Source organism: Ferroplasma sp., from assembly GCF_031200575.1.
Taxonomy (GTDB): domain Archaea; phylum Thermoplasmatota; class Thermoplasmata; order Thermoplasmatales; family Thermoplasmataceae; genus Ferroplasma.
This window is the reverse complement of the sequence record NZ_CP133597.1, coordinates 468,801-489,384: the sequence shown is the minus strand read 5'-3', so window position 1 is coordinate 489,384 and position 20,584 is coordinate 468,801. Positions and strand designations below refer to the sequence as shown.

At 39.9% G+C, this 20,584-nt stretch carries 18 protein-coding genes and 1 tRNA gene; 6 read left to right on the top strand and 13 right to left on the bottom strand.

The genetic code is table 11. The annotated features are described in order from the left end of the window. The first annotated feature begins 70 nt into the window (after positions 1-70). Positions 71-916 carry an NAD(P)H-binding protein gene (locus tag RE471_RS02715; RefSeq protein WP_309215244.1) on the top strand — a complete coding sequence of 282 codons (846 nt, stop codon included), beginning with the start codon at positions 71-73 and terminating at the stop codon, positions 914-916. On the opposite strand, the gene RE471_RS02710 is transcribed toward RE471_RS02715, so the two are convergent. Both RE471_RS02710 and RE471_RS02705 read right to left on the bottom strand, forming a co-directional pair. Next, positions 908-1,375, bottom strand: a complete 468-nt coding sequence (locus RE471_RS02710; RefSeq protein WP_309215242.1) for a DUF1940 domain-containing protein — start codon at positions 1,373-1,375, stop codon at positions 908-910. The genes RE471_RS02715 and RE471_RS02710 overlap by 9 nt on opposite strands. Positions 1,376-1,424: 49 nt before the next feature. Beyond that, positions 1,425-1,497: transfer RNA gene (locus RE471_RS02705), tRNA-Gln, on the bottom strand. A 60-nt stretch (positions 1,498-1,557) separates the two neighbouring features. On the opposite strand from RE471_RS02705, the gene aroC reads away from it, so the two are divergent. Beyond that, positions 1,558-2,628 carry a chorismate synthase gene (gene aroC, locus RE471_RS02700; RefSeq protein ID WP_309215241.1) on the top strand — a complete coding sequence of 357 codons (1,071 nt, stop codon included), beginning with the start codon at positions 1,558-1,560 and terminating at the stop codon, positions 2,626-2,628. Here the strand turns inward: aroC and RE471_RS02695 are convergent. The 4 genes from RE471_RS02695 to RE471_RS02680 all read right to left on the bottom strand — a co-directional run bounded on the left by RE471_RS02695 (position 2,623) and on the right by RE471_RS02680 (position 6,941). Beyond that, positions 2,623-4,353 carry a DUF2070 family protein gene (locus RE471_RS02695; RefSeq protein ID WP_309215240.1) on the bottom strand — a complete coding sequence of 577 codons (1,731 nt, stop codon included), beginning with the start codon at positions 4,351-4,353 and terminating at the stop codon, positions 2,623-2,625. The genes aroC and RE471_RS02695 overlap by 6 nt on opposite strands. Positions 4,354-4,456: 103 nt before the next feature. After that, the gene (locus RE471_RS02690; RefSeq protein ID WP_309215239.1) at positions 4,457-5,521 is read right to left on the bottom strand and encodes an ATP-NAD kinase family protein; all 1,065 of its coding nucleotides are present in this window, start codon (positions 5,519-5,521) and stop codon (positions 4,457-4,459) included. Then, on the bottom strand, positions 5,518-6,222 hold the full coding sequence (locus tag RE471_RS02685; RefSeq protein WP_309215238.1) for an MBL fold metallo-hydrolase: 705 nt from the start codon (positions 6,220-6,222) through the stop codon (positions 5,518-5,520). Before RE471_RS02685 ends, RE471_RS02690 begins: the two co-directional genes overlap by 4 nt. Positions 6,223-6,269: 47 nt before the next feature. Next, a complete protein-coding gene (locus RE471_RS02680) occupies positions 6,270-6,941 on the bottom strand; it encodes an HAD family hydrolase (protein ID WP_309215237.1) in 672 nt (223 codons plus the stop codon). Positions 6,942-7,154: 213 nt separating this feature from the next. Between RE471_RS02680 and RE471_RS02675 the strand changes: the two genes are divergently transcribed. Continuing rightward, complete coding sequence (locus RE471_RS02675) at positions 7,155-7,874, top strand: DUF92 domain-containing protein (RefSeq protein ID WP_309215236.1); 720 nt, start codon at positions 7,155-7,157, stop codon at positions 7,872-7,874. 204 nt (positions 7,875-8,078) lie between these two features. On the opposite strand, the gene RE471_RS02670 is transcribed toward RE471_RS02675, so the two are convergent. Next, positions 8,079-9,647, bottom strand: coding sequence for an APC family permease (locus RE471_RS02670; protein ID WP_309215235.1), 1,569 nt, complete (start codon positions 9,645-9,647; stop codon positions 8,079-8,081). 146 nt (positions 9,648-9,793) lie between these two features. On the opposite strand from RE471_RS02670, the gene RE471_RS02665 reads away from it, so the two are divergent. Next, the gene (locus tag RE471_RS02665; protein WP_309215234.1) at positions 9,794-10,105 is read left to right on the top strand and encodes a hypothetical protein; all 312 of its coding nucleotides are present in this window, start codon (positions 9,794-9,796) and stop codon (positions 10,103-10,105) included. A gap of 12 nt (positions 10,106-10,117) precedes the next feature. Here RE471_RS02665 and acs read toward each other — a convergent pair whose 3' ends face one another. The 6 genes from acs to RE471_RS02635 form a co-directional block, all read right to left on the bottom strand. Next, positions 10,118-12,043, bottom strand: a complete 1,926-nt coding sequence (acs, locus tag RE471_RS02660) for an acetate--CoA ligase (RefSeq protein ID WP_309215232.1) — start codon at positions 12,041-12,043, stop codon at positions 10,118-10,120. 88 nt (positions 12,044-12,131) lie between these two features. Continuing rightward, the gene (locus RE471_RS02655; protein WP_309215231.1) at positions 12,132-12,449 is read right to left on the bottom strand and encodes a DsrE family protein; all 318 of its coding nucleotides are present in this window, start codon (positions 12,447-12,449) and stop codon (positions 12,132-12,134) included. 172 nt (positions 12,450-12,621) lie between these two features. Next, complete coding sequence (locus tag RE471_RS02650; RefSeq protein WP_309215230.1) at positions 12,622-13,500, bottom strand: electron transfer flavoprotein subunit alpha/FixB family protein; 879 nt, start codon at positions 13,498-13,500, stop codon at positions 12,622-12,624. Next, entirely contained in the window at positions 13,497-14,228 is a 732-nt protein-coding gene (locus RE471_RS02645) for an electron transfer flavoprotein subunit beta/FixA family protein (RefSeq protein WP_309215229.1), read from the bottom strand. The genes RE471_RS02650 and RE471_RS02645 overlap by 4 nt, the downstream gene beginning before the upstream one ends. A gap of 93 nt (positions 14,229-14,321) precedes the next feature. Next, complete coding sequence (locus RE471_RS02640; protein ID WP_298276334.1) at positions 14,322-14,597, bottom strand: hypothetical protein; 276 nt, start codon at positions 14,595-14,597, stop codon at positions 14,322-14,324. Positions 14,598-14,649: 52 nt separating this feature from the next. Continuing rightward, the gene (locus RE471_RS02635) at positions 14,650-18,060 is read right to left on the bottom strand and encodes an ATP cone domain-containing protein (RefSeq protein WP_309215228.1); all 3,411 of its coding nucleotides are present in this window, start codon (positions 18,058-18,060) and stop codon (positions 14,650-14,652) included. 224 nt (positions 18,061-18,284) lie between these two features. On the opposite strand from RE471_RS02635, the gene RE471_RS02630 reads away from it, so the two are divergent. Both RE471_RS02630 and RE471_RS02625 read left to right on the top strand, forming a co-directional pair. Further along, complete coding sequence (locus RE471_RS02630) at positions 18,285-18,881, top strand: cyclodeaminase/cyclohydrolase family protein (RefSeq protein ID WP_309215227.1); 597 nt, start codon at positions 18,285-18,287, stop codon at positions 18,879-18,881. Positions 18,882-18,926: 45 nt separating this feature from the next. After that, a complete protein-coding gene (locus tag RE471_RS02625) occupies positions 18,927-20,537 on the top strand; it encodes a formate--tetrahydrofolate ligase (protein ID WP_309215735.1) in 1,611 nt (536 codons plus the stop codon). Positions 20,538-20,584 lie beyond the last annotated feature (47 nt).

Here is a 20,584-nt window from a genome sequence, read left to right as displayed (position 1 = left end):
GCCGCCACCGCACCATTTAGTTACAAATATGATTGTATAAGATTTTTATATACATAGCCCATACAGTACCATGAAATTAATAGTTCTGGGAGGATCAGGATTCGTTGGAAGCAACATCCTGAAGCAGATGGATGCCGAAGAAAAGGCTTACTTTTCAAGAAATAATTCACAGGAGCTGGACAGCCTCGGTATAAAATATATAAAAGGGGATATAAGAGAATATGAGGATGTTAAGAACGCTATTGAGAATTATGATGTTGTAGTGCATGCAGTTGATGTACTGGTAGAAAATGAGGAAACCCATGAGGATTTATCATTAAAGGGCATGAAGAATATAGTCCAGGCAATGCAGGAATTGAGGGGAAACAGGAAACTCATTTACTTTTCCGCAATAAATGCAGACAAGGGTAAGACAGATTATTTCAGGTACAAAAGGCTGGCGGAGGACAATGCAAGTTTACTCAAAACTTCACTTATAATAAGGCCATCAACAATGTTTGGGCCAGGTGATAAATTTACAAAAATGCTTATAAAAGCCGCAGGGGGACGTGTCCCCTATCTACCGAGAAGTGGAAATATGGCTCCGGTCCACATAAATGATGTGATTACCGTAATTAAAAATTCCATGGAGAGGTCAGGGGTAATAGATGTATGCACAAGGGAAAGGGTATCCTTCGCGGATATGTTCAATGTAATCCGTGCCAAACTGGGAATGCAGCCTGTAAAAGAGGTAACTTCCACAATATTCAAGCCATTCATCGGGTCCCTTGAAAAGAGAGGGGTCCTGACAAAAGAACAGTTCTACATGCTGCAGCTTGACTACTATAAGGAGAATACTTCATTATATAGATATGTAACAGAGCCCATAACCTATAAGGATTATATATCTTCTACAGACATTGAAAAATTAAAGTAAGACATTTCCCACGGCCTCATTATTTATCATATTTATCAATTTTTGCATATATTCTATTGGGTATTCCCCTATATGGCCTGAGAAATCAGCATCCGCACTCAGTGAAACCAGATAGGATAACGCTATTCTCAGATTTGAGGAGGCGAGAATAAGATATGCCGTATATTTATCGCCATTATCCATTTTCTGTTCTATGTCAACCCATTCCTTTTCCTCCCTTCTCAGGGATTTTCTAACATTATCAGGGAGAACCGTATCATTATCGTAGATATTTTCATTCAGGGTGTCCAGTATATCCAGCATCTGCCTGATTTTCTCTATATTCCTTGCCTCTGATATGGCCAGCCCCAGAAATGACTGCACAATTTTTATCTGTGATTCATAAAGAAAGAACTTATGATCCACAGGCAAATTTTTTTCTATCAGCTCACAGTATTCAAATAAAAGTTCATCTTCCATGGAAGTAAATTTAGCTCTCTTTAATTAAATTATTCGTTTTTAACGGTAGTAGCTCCGGGCAGATTCGAACTGCCGTCTGCTGGTCCAGAGCCAGTAATGCTTGGCCACTACACCACGGAGCTATAATAAGTCATTACATTGTAATATAAAAATATTAATAAATTATCATCACATCATAACTGATGTTTTCACTGGGCAATGAAATAAGACTCACAGTTTTCGGGTCATCACACGGCCCATACATAGGTGGTATAGTGGACGGACTGCCTGCCGGGACGGAAATCAGCAGAGAGTATATCCAGAAATGGCTTGACAGGAGAAGGCCAGGGCAGAGCCTTATTACCACACAGAGAAATGAGGAGGATGCCATAGAAATTATTTCAGGTTCCAGGAATGGATTTTCTGACGGGTCTCCATTTACATTCCTTTTTAAAAATAAGGACTATATCGATAAACATTATGACGAACTGAAAAATAACCCGAGACCGGGACACGCGGATTTAACAATGTTTTACAAGTATGGTGATTTCAGGAACTATGAGGGCGGTGGCTTTTTCTCTGGGAGGATGACGCTTCCCCTTGTTGCTGCAGGTGCACTGGCCATGAGCATACTGGATGTCTATGGAATAAAAATTGTGACCTACATTAAATCAGCCGGAGGCATATCAATGAAATCTGAACCACCTTTAGAACCTGAGGATGTCTATGCATACAGAACCAGGATGCCGGATAAGGACATGGATGAATTGCTTTACAGCAGGATACTGAAAATAATAAAAGAGGGGGATAGCCTCGGAAGCATTATAAAAACATCTGTATATAATGTTCCTACAGGTGTCGGGGAACCGTTTTTCAATTCTGTGGAAAGTGAAATATCCAGGGCCATGTTTTCCATACCCGGGCTAAAGGGCGTGGAATTCGGTGCAGGGTTTAATCTCGGGGGCATGAGGGGATCTGAGGCAAACGATGAATTTTATACTGATGGGAAAAAAATTATGACAAGGACAAACAATTCTGGTGGCGTTCTTGGAGGAATTACGGATGGTATGCCAGTTGAATTCAGTGTGGTGATGAAACCCACATCCTCAATAAGAATACCGCAGAAAAGTGTTAATATAGCAACAATGGAGCCATCAGAGGTTAGGGTTACGGGAAGGCATGACCCTTTCATATCATTCAGGGCCGTTCCTGTTATACAGACATTAACTGCATTTGTTATACTTGATCTGATGGCATCAGGGAGGAAATTATAGGTGTAGAACAAGATACCTGAATGAGAACACTGAGATAAGCATTGATATGAGAAGGACGAAACCTATGGAGTATTTTGCCGTGCGCAGCGATGCAAGAACTGTCTGAATAAGATTGTGGAAGGCATTTTCCTCGCCCATGGTTACGTTCACATATTCAGTATACATACCAACCATTGCAGGGGCGGCACAGTCAATTGCCTCGAGAACAGTTTTATTTATGAGGTTTGCAACTGATTCCGCATCACAGTGCATTCCCAGCGGGTTTATGTCAAGCTGCCCAACATTGACAACATGATTGTCCGTTGTATATATATCCATATTCCTGACCCGGGGATCTGAACCTCCCCTTGCCATCTTTATTATGTCCCTGCTGATGTTATTTGAATCAGTAAGTACTATGGCGTTGTAATAGTCCTTTATCTTTAAAACCAGTACCTGGACACCCATAGATGCTAAGCCATCGATTTTCTGGTAATTCCTTGCATAGCCGATAAAAGCAGGATATTCGGATTGTACTAGGTTGAAGTTTTTTATCAGGGGATCTATGATCATATCACAGTTATGGAGTTCCTCAGCATCCTTTGTGAAACTGTTCTGGGCATCAAGAAGTGCAAAATGGCTGGCTCCATTTTTCTGAAGTGCGTCCATAACCTTCAAACCTGATTCCAGTGAGATATCATCAAAGGGCCTGCCATATGGTATAACTGTTGAAAATCCTGAATTCCCGAATTTCTGGAGGGATACATCATAACCGTCAACATTGAATTTAACAAAATCTGAAACATAATCTGCATATTCCATGTTTTCTAGCGACCTTTTTATTGAATCGGCGATATTTTTTATATCATCTTTTCCGCTGCAGTTATTGCTGTTTGTTGTAGCTGTATGGAAGACCATTATATTGTCCCTTCCCAGTTCATTTGCAAGTTTCAGTGGAAGATTGCTGGTGCATAAATTGCCGAAGGGGCCGGGATGCACAAATGGAAACACCAGTGTTACAAGGTCCCTGTTTTCGGCTTTTACATTGGCAGTCACAACAGGGACGCGCCTCTTCCTGTTGTAGACATGATTAAAGAACTTCTCCCCTATTTCACCATCCGTGTCTCTGTTAAGAAAGAACTCAATAAGCTCTGATGGTTTTGATTTGTATTTTTTGGTAAATTTTATGGTGGTTAATTTTAAGAACAGATATGAGAATAAAATGTAAACTAGTGTAGCCACAATCATGGGTATAACAAATTTCAGGGCCACACTGGATACATGGTAAAAGATCAGCGATGATGCTATATATGAAAAAGTATAATTTGCAGAAAAGACAGTGGCCGTTCCAATATTTGCCGGATAATATATATAGAGGACGAGGAATCTCAGGAATGCAGGAAATGCTATTCCCAGTGCAAGAATATAATAATATGGCATTGAAATAAACGGATTTAGGAGTATGCCCACCCAGAAGAATAATGTTGCCATGCCTATGGAAATAAAATCCAGATAGGCTATGCGGTTAAAATTGAATCCTTTATTTGTTAATCTTATTAATGTAAAATCCACTATAATCAGGATAAAAAATGGTATTATTAGTATGACAAGTAGATTCCTGATATGCCCCAGTATTAGATAATCTATTATGAATATTATGAGTAACGGCACCACAAAATAGTACCATTTTGGTGATTTCTTTGCATACCTTGAGAGGCCTGCAAGCGTCTTTCCCTTTTGCACCATAGGGAATTGAAACTTAAGATATAAAATATTGCAGTCTGTTTTATCCGGTATATGCGTAAATAATAGTTTAATAAATTTGTAATCCGGTCCTTAATAGATATAATTAATCTTTAAGTTTCATTATTCTGTACTGCCCGTAGCCGGTAAGAACCCTTACATATTTTGGGACTGCAATATTGTCTGTATTGATATCTATGGACAACCCATCCAGGTCTGCTATCTTTTCTCGGGAGGATATGACACATATATTTTCAAAACCTATTGATGCCAGAATTCTGTGTGATATTTGCTGATTTCCACGGCCCAGAAGGAAACCCTGACCACCTATGATAGATATTATTATTTTTGCCCTACCAGTTGCCACGAAATGATAAATTTGATCCTCTCCTGCATCGGCTGATATTAATTGTTTACCTTTAATAACGTCAAAGCCCAGCATATTTGTATGCATGCCCATGGAATTTATCAATGCCTTGCAGGTACTTCCTGGGCCGATTATATAATATGTTTCTGGGTCCATATTATCTAGGAGGTATTCTGCAATATCAAACACTGATGATTCTGGGTATTCTGCCTTGGATGAAATTACCACACCAGCGGTGTCAGGAACCATCAATTCACCGAATTTTTTTACCTCCAGTATGCCTGATCGGTATTTTTCCTCATTAATATCGTCCACTTCGGCCCTTATATAGCTTATGTCCTGATTGCATACCCTGTTAAAAACTTCTACAGCATTCCTTATATTCATTGCAAATACAGAGCTGTACATTTTTACCCCTGAGGGAATGCCAAAAACCGGCAGGTCAGTACCTGCAGTAAGGATGTCTCTGGCAGTTCCATCGCCGCCCACAAAACAGATGAGATCTGTCTCCTCTGCAGAATGGACAAAATTAATGGTATCTTCTCTGGATGATGGCTCCCCGGGATAATAGGAAATGCTGCAGGTTATCCCAGCCTGATCCATCTCCATTGAGCCCATTGGGCCAGAAGGTACTATGAATTCTATTCCCTTACTGTTGATTCCTTTAAGAAACTCAATAGCACGTTTGACTGATACTGAATCACTGATGTTTTTTAAGGACAGGTTGTCTGAGCCCTTGTTATTCCTGATTCCACCGTAACCCGCCAGGGGATTGACAAAAAATGCCACTTTTTTCACAATCATATATTATACACCTCTCCTTCCACTGGCACAATAAAATTATTGCTATGTATAGATAAAACCTGCTTAATTGATTCGCTGGACATATGTGTTGGCATAAAAATTCTGGACCTGCTGGCACTGAATGCGAGTATGGCTTCAGAAACTGTTGAATGCCCGTATTTCTTTGCCTCATTCTCCATTCCATCCTGGTATGTTGCCTCATGTATGAAAAGTTCAGAGTTTCTTCCGTTTTCAACTGCAGCGTCAGTGTATGATGTATCCCCAGAATAGAACACAGTTTTTCCAGAGGATTTGAACCTGTACATATATTCTTCAACAGTGTGCTTTCCTAGCATGATATTTAATCCAGGCTCATTTTCATTAAATGTAATCCCTCTCATCATGAAAGCCGGGGTATGGTAATATTTCAAGATTCCAGAAATGCTTTTTGAAAGTTCAGGGGGACCTACGATGTTTACTTCTGTATCTACACCATGCAGGGCCCTCTGCCAGATAAATTCGGAAATGCCTCCGGCATGGTCAAGATGCAGGTGTGTAACCAAAACTCTCTTTATTGCGTCAAGATTAATACCCTGATTAATTAAATATCCCACCGTATGTGGACCGCAGTCCAGAAGCGTACTATCATCAATCAAAAAGGATGTATTTCTTTTTTTTGGCACAAGCCCTGCTCCCCATGTACCGATGGCCAGAATCTTCATTGGCTTATATTGAACGAAAATATTAAAAGCTTGATACTGCAAAACCTTTAGTGCCCAGTCAGCCTGCTGATTATATCATATAGATTGGTTGATTCAACAGTGAAATCTGAATATTCAAGTGTCCTGTAACTTGCAGTATTGAAAGCAACGAAGTATCTGGATTTCCTTTTCATGGAAAGATCCATAAACGAATCCCCAACACTCAGTGTTTCCTCCGGAGACACACCCAGAATGGACTGGATATTAGCAACATTTAGGTCTTTTTTGGCGGGGTCAACATTTTTGATAAATTTATGCGCCGTGGTATCAACCTCGTTTCCTATGTAATAATCCATACCCATGAGTTCTGCAATGTATTCCGCAAATATATGGGATCCTGCAGAAACAATTGCAGTTTTAATCTTTCTGTGCCTGAGGTATTCAAGGGTTCTCATTACATTCGATGTCATATCATTTAGATTGATGTATGTCCTTATTTTGGTCTGGGTAAGGTTTGCATATAAATGATCAGGCACTCCGTTTCTGTGGAGATAGTCGAAAGTATACACCATTTTCCCTTCATTACTGTGTTTTCTCATTGCCCTGTTAATTATTACGTCCCATGAATTTCTATTTTTCAGTAATACCCCATCCATATCAAAGGTCACCAGTTTTATGCCCTCCAGGTAGTCCTTTCCAGGAGTATTATATATTTTATTTGCTTCTTCTATTTCTATCATTAAATATATATTTAGTCTTTATATTAAGTATTTACTATATATATTTTATAATTATATATATTTTACTGGCATTTTTATCCTTCCGTATATTAGTATTTATCATATCAGCATAAATAATTTATACCCAAGAAACATATGACATCCAATGTCGGATGCTCCAGTTCTTTTTATTTTCAATAAAACCAGAAATGATTTAATATCAGGTACCGGGTGGTGCTAACGACCATTTATTACATCATTGCGTCAGCAGTGATCCTTATAGCCTTATTTATAGGGGCTCTGAAATTCCGTATTTTCGATTTTAAAGGTACGGTTGCAGCCCTTATAGTCGGAATAATAATTGTTGTGCTTGGATCCCTTTACTGGCTTATACTGATGCTTATCTTTGCCATTACGGCACAGGTGGCAACAAAATTCAGGATTAAGGATAAGGCTAGAGAAAAATTACAGGAAGGTGAAAACGGAGAAAGGCACGCATCAAACGTGATTTATGCTGCATTGATAGGCGTTGTTATTGCAGCTATGAATGGGCTTAGGATTGATGGTTTTCCATATTTTCTTATTTTCGGTGTTTCATTTGCATCCGTAAATGCAGATACCTTTGCCTCCGAAATAGGAGTATTCGATAAGAATGTGTATATGATAACAAGTTTCAAAAAGATAAAACCAGGTGTTAATGGAGGTGTATCCTTATTGGGGGAAGCAATGGCGCTCCTGGGGGCATTCATAATAGGAATTGCATACATTATACTGGATTTTCAAGGTTTTGCGATAGTTCCCCTTATTGTGATTACACTTTTAGGATTCACTGGATGCCAGGTGGATAGCCTGCTGGGTTCACTGTTTGAAAACCGCGGTAAGATGTCAAAGGGACAGGTAAATGCGTTTTCAACGCTGATTGCTGTTGCCATAGCCTTTTTGATATATCTTTAAACTGATTCTATGTTAATTATTCCAGTCCACACTGATAATTTTATGTTATCTGGGAGGGATACAGCGAACTAAGATATGATATCTCCATTATTTGGCATGCTATCAAAATGGAATAATTATCCTGTCCAAACACCGGATTTTTATAGTTTTCATAAGATTCCAACATTTTATAAAAAAATGTTAAATACAGATTTTCAATAAAAATTATTTTGATCCACCACTTAATTTTTCCTCGGCAACAAGGTTAACCGTTAATCCAGCATTTTTGACCTTATCGGGTTTTGTCTTCTTCAGATAAAGTGAGTAGCCTATTGCAAAAATAGAGTAGAGAGCTATAATTACGATTCCGTCGGTGATAGGGTAAACCGGTGGTACCACAGATTCGTAGAGAACGAATATGAAAATAACAGTGGCTATGCTTGGAAATACATAATGCTCTATAGGATGAATGATCTTTTTAATGCCAGTATGCTTTTCCTTAAGCCTGTAAAACATTGTCATTACACTAGTATTGAGAAGTATATGTGTGATTATAAGGCCCCCCAGTGCCAGGGTTGTGAGCAGGTCAAATGAGTCAGTAAGTGCTGTTACCACCATAGATGAGTCTGCGTTTCCACTTATGATATCCTTTACAGGAATTCCTGCCCCGTATGTCACAAGGAATGTAACACCTACTGCAAGTATAGAGGCCATGGTGGCAACAAATATTAATGCGTTTGAAGGGGTCTGGTATTTTTTATGTATCTTTGAAAAGAATTGAGGTAGTATATAATCACGGCCCATGGCGTAATAAACCCTCCCCCCATTTGACTGCATGGCAACAGAATCTGAAAAGGCCGAATTGAAAGCTACCAGTGAGAACATTATGCCCCCTATAGCTCCGGTATATAAAGTAGCAGTAATAACTCCTGGAATAGCACTGCTTGTAAAGGATTGCATCAATGGTATCCCCCATCCCACTATCTGTGCATATGAAACCTCTGTCAGGGTTATCCCGGTAATCAGAAGACCGAACACCAGGGACCTGGTAATGGCTTTTGGGTGTGTTGCCTCTTCGCCCAGGGGGGCTGACCCACCATAGCCAATAAAACTGGTAAGACCAAAAACCATTCCTAGGCCTAATCCTGCAATTGGGCCTCCCTCTGCAGAAAACCATGACCTGTACTGTGGGAAACCGTATGGGTTAAAAACGTTCACTGTATTATCAGGAGCCTTAATTATAATTATGGTGGATAAAACAATCAGAAATATAATTTCAAAGAAGGCTGCCACCCTGATATATTTCATCTGGGGTCTGATTCCAACTATTGCAATTATTATGGGTACTATGATGAAAACAAGGATAAATGGTAACCATATCCATGCAGGCATCCCAACATGTATAAAATACTGCACAACGCCCGGAAGAACAACACCTGCAACGAATACAGGAATTGCAGCTGTGCTCACGATCTGGTAAAATGGGTACATTAGTCCGGAGAATATTGCAGGGGTCGGTCCGAAAGCCGTGGCAACATATCCATAATAACCACCGGCACTTGCATGCCTCTTGGATAGATGGTAGAGGGTATTAACCTCAAGAAACATTGTCAGCGTGGCTATGATAAATGACAGAGGAGTCAAGAAGAATGCAAATGCTGCTGAGGCAACGACAAATGCAATTGAATCGCAGGCTGGTGCCATGGCAGAGATTTCTTCTGCAATAGCCCCAAAGGTACCTACCTGGCCTCTCCTTAGAGTTTTAGGGAAATCTTTAGATTTATTATTATCCATAGGAAGTTAGTATTATACTAATGTATATAAATCTTTTTAGTGTACGCAGGCACCGTACTGGATGTAAATAGTATGGAAAAGTATGTTATACAGCTGGTGAATATATAAAATAACAACGGTTAAATAATATTTCTATTTCTATAATTATGTTTGATAACTGGAATTCTGCATGCGCCATGGCCATGGCATTCGGCAAAATTGATCTGCCTAAATCCATTGGGAGTCCAATGAATTCTGGAATTTTCTATAGATCTGTTGGTAAAATGAGGGGCCAGATTAGGGATTACAGGGCAAGCGTGGATGGAGCGACTTTCGGGATACATGTGGTGGAATTTCTGGATAGGTATGAGGTACATGTTGACAGGTTTGATCCCTATAAGAAGCCACTGGAACATCTTATTGTGGATAGCCCGGATACGCTTATGAAGATTCCAATTTTAATAAGGATTTTAAAATGAGGAAGGATAGCATTAATCGCCTGTCCCTTTCCTTATTATGTCCATTGCCCTCTGAATCTCTTCAACTGATGCCTCATTTTCCAGGGTGCTGACATCACCTGTTACCTGGTTTAGATATACTGCCTTTATTACACGCCTCATGATTTTTCCAGACCTTGTTTTTGGAAGCGCATCAACTATGTGTATTTCCTCCGGAACCATAATGGGGCCGAGTTCAGTCCTCATGCGCTTTTTCAGGGAATCTATCAATTCACTGCTTTTTTCATAACCCTCTTTTAGGGTTACAAAGGCAACTATTGTATCTCCCTTGACGGTATCCGGCTTTCCAAAGACTGCTGCCTCTGCAACCTCTTTCATGGATACAAGGCCATCCTCGATTTCTATTGTTCCGATTCTGTGGCCTGAAACCTTCAGTACCTCATCGCTTCTTCCCAGGAGCCAGTAATAGTCGTCCTCGTCCTTTATGGCATAATCACCCATGAGGTATTTCCCCGGATATTTAGAGAAGTACACATCAACATATCTTTTATCGTCATTATTTACTGTAAGCATGAGCCCGGGCCACGGCCTATCAATTACTATATATCCTTTCTCCCCACTCTTTGCAGGTGTCCCGTCCTCTCTGAGTATTTCAGGCATTATGCCTGGCATGGGGAATGTGGCAGAACCGGGCTTCAGGTCAGGCATTCCAAGTGCCATGGATGGTGCTATGGTGAATCCTCCTGTTTCTGTCTGCCAGTATGTATCTATTATCGGGCACCTGCTCTTTCCAATTTCTTCATAGAACCAGTGCCATGCTGCAGGGTTTATGGGCTCTCCAACAGTGCCCAGCACCCTCAGGGATGATAGGTCATGCATAAGTGGATATTTCTCCCCGTACTTCATTAATAATCTTATTGCGGTTGGGGATGTATAGAGCATATTTACACCGTACCTTTCCACAATGTCCCACATCCTGTCAGGTTTTGGGTAATCTATTGCACCCTCGTACATTATGGATGTTACACCCAGTAACAATGGGGCAAACACAATATAGCTGTGCCCTGTTATCCACCCTATGTCTGCTGCACACCACCACCTGTCCTCCTCTCCGGGGTTGAATGCCCACCTCATTGTATTTGCAACCCATACAGGGTATCCACCATTTCCATGGACTATTCCCTTGGGCTTTCCTGTGGTTCCTGATGTATAAAGTATGAATAATGGGTCACTGGAATCCAGCTCCTCTGGCTTAACATAGGAGTCCTCGACAACATCATCGTAATAATAATCACGCCCTGATTCCATTTTTATGCTTTCCTTTGTGTTTTTAACAACAATTACATTATCTACGCCCCTGCTCAGATCTATTGCGGCATCTACTATCTTTTTCAGATGGACTGTTTTTCCCTTTCTGTATCCGCCGTCTGCTGTTATGATGGTCCTGGACCCGGAATCATCTATCCTCTGTGCCAGCGCCTCCTCACCGAATCCTGAGAATACAACATTGAATACGGCTCCGATTCTGGCACATGCCAGCATGGCTATGGGTGCCTCAAGTATCATGGGAAGATATATTGTAACACCGTCACCCTTCTTAACTCCAAGGTTCAGAAGGGCCTTTGCCAGTGCATTTACCCTTCTGTATAGACCAAAATATGTTATTACTTTCTCCTCTCCATGCTCCGGAATCCAAATGTATGCGACCTTGTTCCTTTTTTCATTATTAATATACCGGTCAAGACAGTTGTATGAAACATTAGTTTTTCCGTTTACAAACCACCTGTAGAAAGGCTTTTTAGAGTCGTCAAGAACCCTGTCAAAGGGCTCAAACCAGTCTATTACCCTTGCCTTCTCTTTCCAGAAGCTTTCAGTATTTTTAATTGATGCTTCATATTCCTGAAAATACTTTGTCATGTGGATTCTGTATTTCTCATCTACAGGAAGTGTATCTTTCATAATAATTGAGAACAAAATGTTATTTAAATTTTTATTCCCGGAGGATAAAATTTCGGTTATATTTTAGAATTCTTTATAATCCGTATTTTTATAAAACAAGATAGGTATATCCTTCCTGCTGCCTTTTTATAATTTCCTTCAGGCTTGCAGGAACATAAACTACTCCAGGGGCCAGTTCATCCTTTTCGATGCTCCTTGCCTGCATTGATGTTCCACATGCAACAACCTGTACTTTTTTGTTCTCAAGCATGGGCTTTATCCTGTTTCTTTCAACTACTGCCGCTATTCCACCGTTAAGGTATACCACTTCCACAAGATCGGTACCCTCCATTTCTGAAAGGTGCTCTGCTGCGGTGATAGACATGGATATTTTTTCCTCTGAATCTACTGAAAGTATTATTTTCATAATAAAAGAATTACAGTTGTTTATTTACTAATATCTAAAATAGGGAATGTTTATATACATTATCATCTAATTCAAAGTTCGTATCTTTTTAATTCCTATATACAATTCTAAATTATTTGTTTTTAAAATAAAGCATAGAAACATATTCTGGTATAATAAAAATATTAAATACTTATTTCAGTTTCTCTACCAGTTCCGGAACAATTGTAAAAAGATCCCCCACTATACCGTAGTCACACTCCTCGAATATAGGAGCGCTCTTGTCCTTATTTATTGCTATTATTGTTTTGGACCCACGTATTCCCGCTATATGCTGTATCTGCCCGGATATTCCCAGTGCTATATAAAAATCTGGTCTTACTTTTTTACCTGAAAGCCCCACCTGCTTATCCTCACTTAGCCATTTATAATCCAGGCAAACGGGCCTTGAACCTGCTATTTCAGCATGAAGTTCCTCCACAAGTGGTTTAATTTTCTCTATGTTCTCCTGGCTTCCAAGCCCTCTTCCTATGGAAACAATAACCCTGGCGTTTCTTATATCTGTTCCTGCAGTGTTTTTACTCTTCACATTAACTATTTTATAATTGCTCTTATCCAGGGTCATGTTTTCAACCTCAGACTTTTTATCAGATTTTTCTGCCTCACATATGCCTGGTGATACAGTGAACATATGGAAATTACTTTCTTCTTCAACAACAGTTTTACCGCCATGGAAGAACCTCTTTGTCACTGTTTTATCACCCTGTTCAAATGAGAATATTTCAGGCATGCATTTCATTTTAAGCCTGTAGGATAGTATGCCTGCAAGCTCTCTTCCAGTGTTGGTGGAAGAAATGAATATAAAATCATACTTATTTTTTGACAGATAATCTACGAGGAATTTGCTGAGATTATCTATAAATCCATCCCTGTAGAAATATACTTTCTTGGCACCATATTCAGGCAATTCCTTGTCTTCGGCTGATATAACATCTATGTCCATCTTTCCACGCAGGTATGTTATTATTTCCCTGGCATTTTTTGGTTCATCTGAGAATACTAATGCTTTCATTTGACCACCTTCAGGATTTTCGCAATTTCATCTATTCCCTTCCCGTCCTCATATATAATTTTCTTTCTCTGGCTTTCCGGAGCTTTATCTGATAGCACCCTTGAATCGTCCTTGTAATCAGGTTTCCCTTCTATGATATTAATGTTCTTCTTTCCAGCCGCCATTATTTGCATAACCTTTGGAAGCCTGGGCTCATTTATTTCCTGTGCCACAGAGACCACCGCCGGAAGCTCAGTTTCAACTGTTACATCCTCACTTTCTGATTCTACCGTAACATTTGCTGTTTTATCCTTTATTTCTATATTAATAGCATTTGTTATGACATTCAATCCCAGTTCAGAGGATAATATGCCCGCCAGCAATCCGGAATAGGAGTCTGAAGATTGGTCGCCCAGTACGATAATATCGTATTTTGATTTCTTCAGTTCCTCCCCAAGAATGGCGCCTGTAACAGCAGGGTCAGATTTCTGGTATCCCTTTATGACAGTGCCGTCATCAACCCCCATGGCATAGGCTTCCTTCATGGTGGATGTTGACCTCTCTGTTCCGAATATAAAGGCCGTGACCTTACCTCCATACTTCTCTTTAAGCTGTACCGCTGCTTCCACAGCATTTTTACTGAGAATATCCATTTTCAATGGAAGGTTGTCCATTATTGGCTCATTATTATCATTTAATTTTATCTGATCCATATCTACTGTCTGCTTAACAAGGACTGCTATATCCATAGGAGTTTATCTTAAAACTATATTTAATATTTTCAATAAAGAAAATAACACCTGTATGGTAGAAAATTTATCATCTGATAATAGGCAGGATTTTTATTTTTCCAGTGTCTCTATAAATTCACCTGACCTTCTTTCTATGATCTTTATTATTTCATCTATATCCTCTTCCTTCAGCATAAAATTCTTGTTTATGGTTTTGTTTTTATCTATTACTCCCATAGTAAAACTCCCGAAGATATATCCCTTTAAAAAAGCCACGAACTCAGATTCGTTTTTAAAATTCCATAATTTATATGCCTCCTTGCTGGTATCCTTCAGCTCATCAATAAAATTTTCAAGATCTCCCCTTTCCTGAGATTTAAGTGCCATGTATATTACAATATAATATAGAATAAATATTTTATGTGTTTTTCAATAAAAATTACAGGTCACATTTTCCTGTCGGGCATGCAGGGTCAAATGTGGCATCCAGCTTCAAAAGCTTATCAGGCATCTTCATGGTGAGGTCAATTTTTTTTTCCTCATCGCTCTTTTTCTGGCCTGTACCTGCATAGAGCACCTGCTGGCTCTTGCTTCTATCCCTGTATACTGTTATTCCCTTGCAGTGGAGTTCCTTTGCAAGGCGGTATGATTTGGCAATATCATCAGGAGTTGCCTCGAAGGGCAGGTTTATTGTCTTTGAAACGCCGGAATCGCAGTATTTCTGGAATGTTGCCTGCATCAGTACGTGCCAGTCCGGATCAATTTCCTGGGCCGTTACGAAGAGTTTTTTTATGTCCTCAGGCAGGTCAAGATTTCCCAGCTTGCCGGTTTCTGCTATCTTTTCCATGATTTCCTGTGAAAACAGGTTTCTGGATTTCAGTGCATCCTCCAGTAACGGGTTGACCTCCAGAAGTTCCTGCCCATTCAGTACGTGCCTTACGAATGCTAATGCAAACAATGGCTCTATTGAGGAGGAGCATCCTGCAATTATAGATATGGTTCCAGTAGGAGCTATTGTTGTTGTGGTTGAGTTCCTCATTTTTATTCCCTTCTCCTCGTATTCAGAACCATACCATCCTGGAAAAACGCCTCTCTCTTCTGCAAGTCTCTGGGATTCAAGGTGTGATTCATCATTAAGTGTTTTCATCACCTTTTCACCGAATTCTAAAGCCTCATTGCTGTTGTACGGTATGCCCAGCATTATAAGTGCATCGGCGAATCCCATTATACCCAGTCCAATTTTTCTTGTCTTCCTGGTCATATTCTTTATAGATTCAACCGGGAATTTATTTGCGTCAACAACGTTTTCCAGGAATCTGGTTGCAACATCGATTGTATTCCTGTATCTGTCATAGTTGAATGTTCCATTCTCGACAAATTTTGCAAGATTTATCGAGCCAAGGTTACATGATTCGTAAGGCAAAAGCGGCTGCTCACCACAGTTGTGTACGACAATTCCATTGGCTACAAATGAGTGAGTGGATGGTTCCACAAGATCATATACATCACTCTTTCCTGAATATTCTATTGTGTTTATTCTGGCGATGAAAGATGTTTTGTAGGGCCCCCTTGTATAACTTTTTATTATTTCATTTAACCGGGCATTTTTCCTTTCAGATATAAATCCTATCAAATTCGCGTAACTTACTAAGTCCTTCCCTGAGATGTTCAGTTCATGGAAATCATGTACAGTGTATAGTCTCATATTCCTGCTACCATCTGGTAGCATTTTTATGCCTGCCTTTTTACGGGATTGATAAATAGTACTGAATATGCCGAAGTTTAATAGCAATGTCTGAACCTGTTTCAGTAAGTCAAGGCTTATAGATCCAAGCCTGATGGCATATCTGGACTTTCCAGCTTTTAATACTGTTCCATCAGCCTCAAATAATGCCTGTAAAAAGCCTTTTTGCATTTCCATTGTACCGGCAAAAACATTATCTGGAACCTTAAGTTTCTCCTCTACTAAATCATAGGTGGCTGCGAATTCTTTGAGTCTTTCTGATGCTATTGTTATGCAGTTTCTGCTTTCAATATTCACCATGCCTACATGGTAGTCACGGTTATTGATAGATGGCCTTATTATGTTATTTACATAGCTTTCAAATTCAGGAGCAAATACCCTGTCCTGATCATAGAAAGAAAGAGCAGCACGTTCGTTATTGTTTCCTCTATTTACATGTCCATCCCCTACAAGCCATCCAAGAACCCTGCCTTCCTCCAGGTTTCCATGAGGCCCAAAGGATCCGCCCTCGTTTAATATCCTAATTTTTTCCCCTACTTTAAGTTTCAATGCCTCTATCCAGCCCCTCTCTTCACTGTATATTTTGTGGTCGCCTGTAACAGTTATATCAAAGCCTTCACTTGTTGTTATTCTGTATACATCCTTGAATCCTGTATAAATAACGTTTGAGGACTGTTTGAAACTGCCACCGAATCTACCATCAATCTTTACGTTTAAACTTTCTCCCTCATCGTACAGCTGTTTGGCAGTTTTTATTCCTTCTGATGTATATATTCTGGTGTCTCCTGTGACACAGGGGTTTGTTGATTCTATATATCCTATGTTCTTTACCGGATTTTTCTTGTTGATTTCGTCGAGGAATATCATTCCTGGATCACCGGTGGTCCATGCATGGTTTATTATAGAATTCCACAGGGTCGATGCCTTTACCCTGTTCATTACCTTGCCGTCCCGCGGGTTGATAAGGTCTATATATTCATCGTTGTCAAGCTTCTCGAAAAATTCATCATTTACACCAACAGATATATTGAAGTTGCTCAGTATTTTGTTCTCTGCATCTTTGCTTGTTATGAAATCCATTATATTTGGATGGTTGTAATTGAGAATTCCCATATTGGCTCCCCTTCTCTTTCCACCCTGTTTTATTACATCTGTGGTAACATCGAATATTCTCATGAATGATACAGGACCGGAAGCAACGCCCTTGGTTGATGCCACTATATCATCGCTGGCACGTAACCTGGTGAAAGAGAACCCGGTTCCGCCACCGGATTTATGTATTTCTGCTGTTGCCTTAAGCGTGTCAAATATAGAATCTATGCTGTCATCCACAGGCAGCACAAAGCATGCGCTGAGCTGCCCTAGCGGACCCCCGGCATTCATCAGGGTAGGTGAATTTGGCACATATTCAAGTTTGGTCATCATGGTTTCAAATTTATCAATCCAGTAGTTTACCATGGTTTTTTTGGTCTGCATGAAATCCAGGAATTCCTCATAGGTGCCATCTACGCTTTTCTCCTGCCTGAGTTCATTGAATGCCCTTCTCAGTTCTTCGTCCTGGGTTTTGGTTATCCCGGAATATACGGTCCCATTTTCAGGGAGCTTCCCCGTTTTCCTGTATGATATATAATCATAAAGCCCCTGTATGATCCCAAGATGCACTGCCACACGGTGAAACATCTGCTTTGGGGTTTCTATAATCTTTCCATCTGAATCCTTGAAAAGGTACCTGGCCTCAAGCACCTTGACTGCATTTACGCTAAGTTTCAGGTCATCTTTTACACCGAGAAATTCCTTCTCCTGCCTTACTGTATTCCTCTTTTCCCTGTAAAGTATATAGGCCTTTGCCACAGATATGTATGAGGTGCCATTTATTTTATGTGTCATAAGTACATTTTCTACAGTATCCTGTATTGTCTCAACTGTGGGCTCTTTTCCCATGCCTTCCAGTTCCTTTGTAACATAATCTGCAAGCTTATTTGCCTCCTCCATTGATCCGGTTTTTACCGAGAGCATAGCCTTGAATATTGCCATTGCTATCTTTTTCTTGTCGAACGGGACGCTGGAGCCGTCCCTCTTTATAACATTATTTAAAACATTTATCATTTTACATCACGGGTGTATAACAAAAACACATGAAAGAATTTAAAACTTTTTTTTACTTGGTCTTTAACCACGATAAAGGTATATTTGATCTATTTAGAATAAATATATATGACCTAAATAGGTAATAAATTAAATATATATTTATTGAAAATAGGTATGAGTTAAAGATGGTTTGCAACTATAAAGAATAAGAAAGTTTTTGAAAGCTACAATAATATCATAACATGGACCTTGATGAATATATATCAAAACTGAAAAGTGAATCTGCGACGCCAGGTGGTGGGTCTGCTGCTGCAATTACATCCATGTTTTCTGCATCACTGAATTCAATGGCCTCCCTTTTATCACTTGGCAAAAAAAAATTGGAAATGCACAGGGAGAATTTTGAAAGCATTTCAGTAGATTCTGGAGAAATAATAGAAAAGCTCAGGAAGCTTAGTAATGATGATGAGGATTCATTTCAGGGCATAATGGATGCACTGCACATTGATAAATCCGATCCGAAAAGGAGAAATACCCTTGACACAGCCATTAAAAAAAGTATATCTGTATCATGGAGAATAGCCGGTGTCTCCATGGAAAATCTAAATAATGCATTATTTCTGTGTGTTTATGGAAATAAAAATCTTATCACGGACACTATTTCTGCTGCGTATATGTCATATACTGCCATACACACATCTGTGAACAATATAAAGATTAACCTGAAACTCCAGAAAGATGAAGAATACAGGTATGAGGAAATGGCAAGGCTGAATCTTTTCATGGAAACAGTTGAGGATTCTATGAACTCTATCCGGGAAATTGAAAGGAGATTATAGCCGGAGCAAAAATCTTTACTATCAATAATGTATGTTGCAGTTATGTTGAAAGATATAACTGAAATTATAAAAGATACTGGAATAACTGATTATGAATTATATGGCAGATATGCCGCCAAGATCGGAATTTCAAATGCAATTCCTGGGAAAAAGCGCGGAAAAATTATATTAATGACAGCAATGACCCCGACACCAGCAGGAGAGGGAAAAACCACAACTGCAATAGGCCTTGCACAGGCACTGAAAAGGATGGGCAAAAATGTTGGCATAGCAATAAGGGAGCCATCCCTTGGCCCATGTTTTGGTGTAAAGGGAGGTGCAACCGGTGGCGGAAAATCCACTGTAGAACCAGCAGATAAAATTAACCTTATTTTTACTGGAGATTTTCCGGCAATATCAGCGGCACATAATTTGCTGTCGGCCATGATAAATAATCACATATATTTTGGAAATGAATCCGGAATAGACCCGAAGAAAATATCATTTCCCAGGACCGTAGACATGGATGACCGTTCACTTAGGTCAATTATTGTGGGAAATGGGCCGAAGTCCAATGGGGTTCTTGCCAACGATTCCTTTGTGATAACAGCAGCATCAGAAATAATGGCCATAATGGCATTGTCAAAGGGCTATGATGATTTAAAAGAAAGGCTGGGAAATATAATTATAGGGTATACAGCAAAGAATAGGCCTGTTTTTGCAAGGGACATAAAGGCAGAGGGGGCCATGGCTGCACTGCTTGCTGACGCACTAAAGCCCAATCTTGTGCAGAGTGCGGAAAACGTTCCGGCAATTATACATACCGGGCCATTCGGCAATATAGCCCATGGCACATCAAGCATACTGGGTGATTATGCTGCAATGAATCTTTTTGATTATACAGTTACGGAGGCAGGATTCGGTTCGGACCTGGGCTTCGAAAAGTTCATGGACATAGTTACCAGGGAAGCCGATATAAACGTTGATGCAGCAGTAATCGTTGCCACAATAAGGGCAATGAAACACCATGGCGGGGCTAAGGACATAGATGTGGAGAATATACCGGCCATGGTAACCGGAATACAAAACCTCTTCAGGCATATTGAAAATGTTAGAAACTTTGGAATAGAACCAGTTGTGGCCCTGAATGTCCACCCTCTGGATACGGATAATGAAATAAAGAAGGTATCTGAAATGCTAGAAAGGAAAAATATAAAATTTGCAATTTCCAGGGTATACTCTGATGGCGGTGAGGGAGGCCTGGATCTGGCAAATGCTGTGCTTGATTCCATAAGTAGCAACAGGATAAAATATACATATTTGCTGGATGACCCTGTCAAAACAAAGATAGAGAAAATAGCAACAAAAGTATACGGTGCTGATGGTGTTGATTTTTCTAAGGAGGCATTGCTGGATATAAAACATGCTGAGGAGAACGGTTTCGGAGGATTTTATATATGCATGGCAAAAACACAGGCTTCTATTTCAGATAACCCCGGACTCCTGAATTCTCCGAAAAATTTCAGGGTAAAGGTGAATTCTGTGATGGTTAACGGCGGGTCGCGCTTCATTATTCCGGTACTGGGAAGCATCATGACCATGCCAGGGCTGCCCAAGCATCCTGCAGCAGAGAATATAAATATCGATGGTGAGGGGCACATAACCGGCCTTTCATAAATTTTCAAATAGTTGACTACTGAAAGTTTATTTAGGTATACCTAATT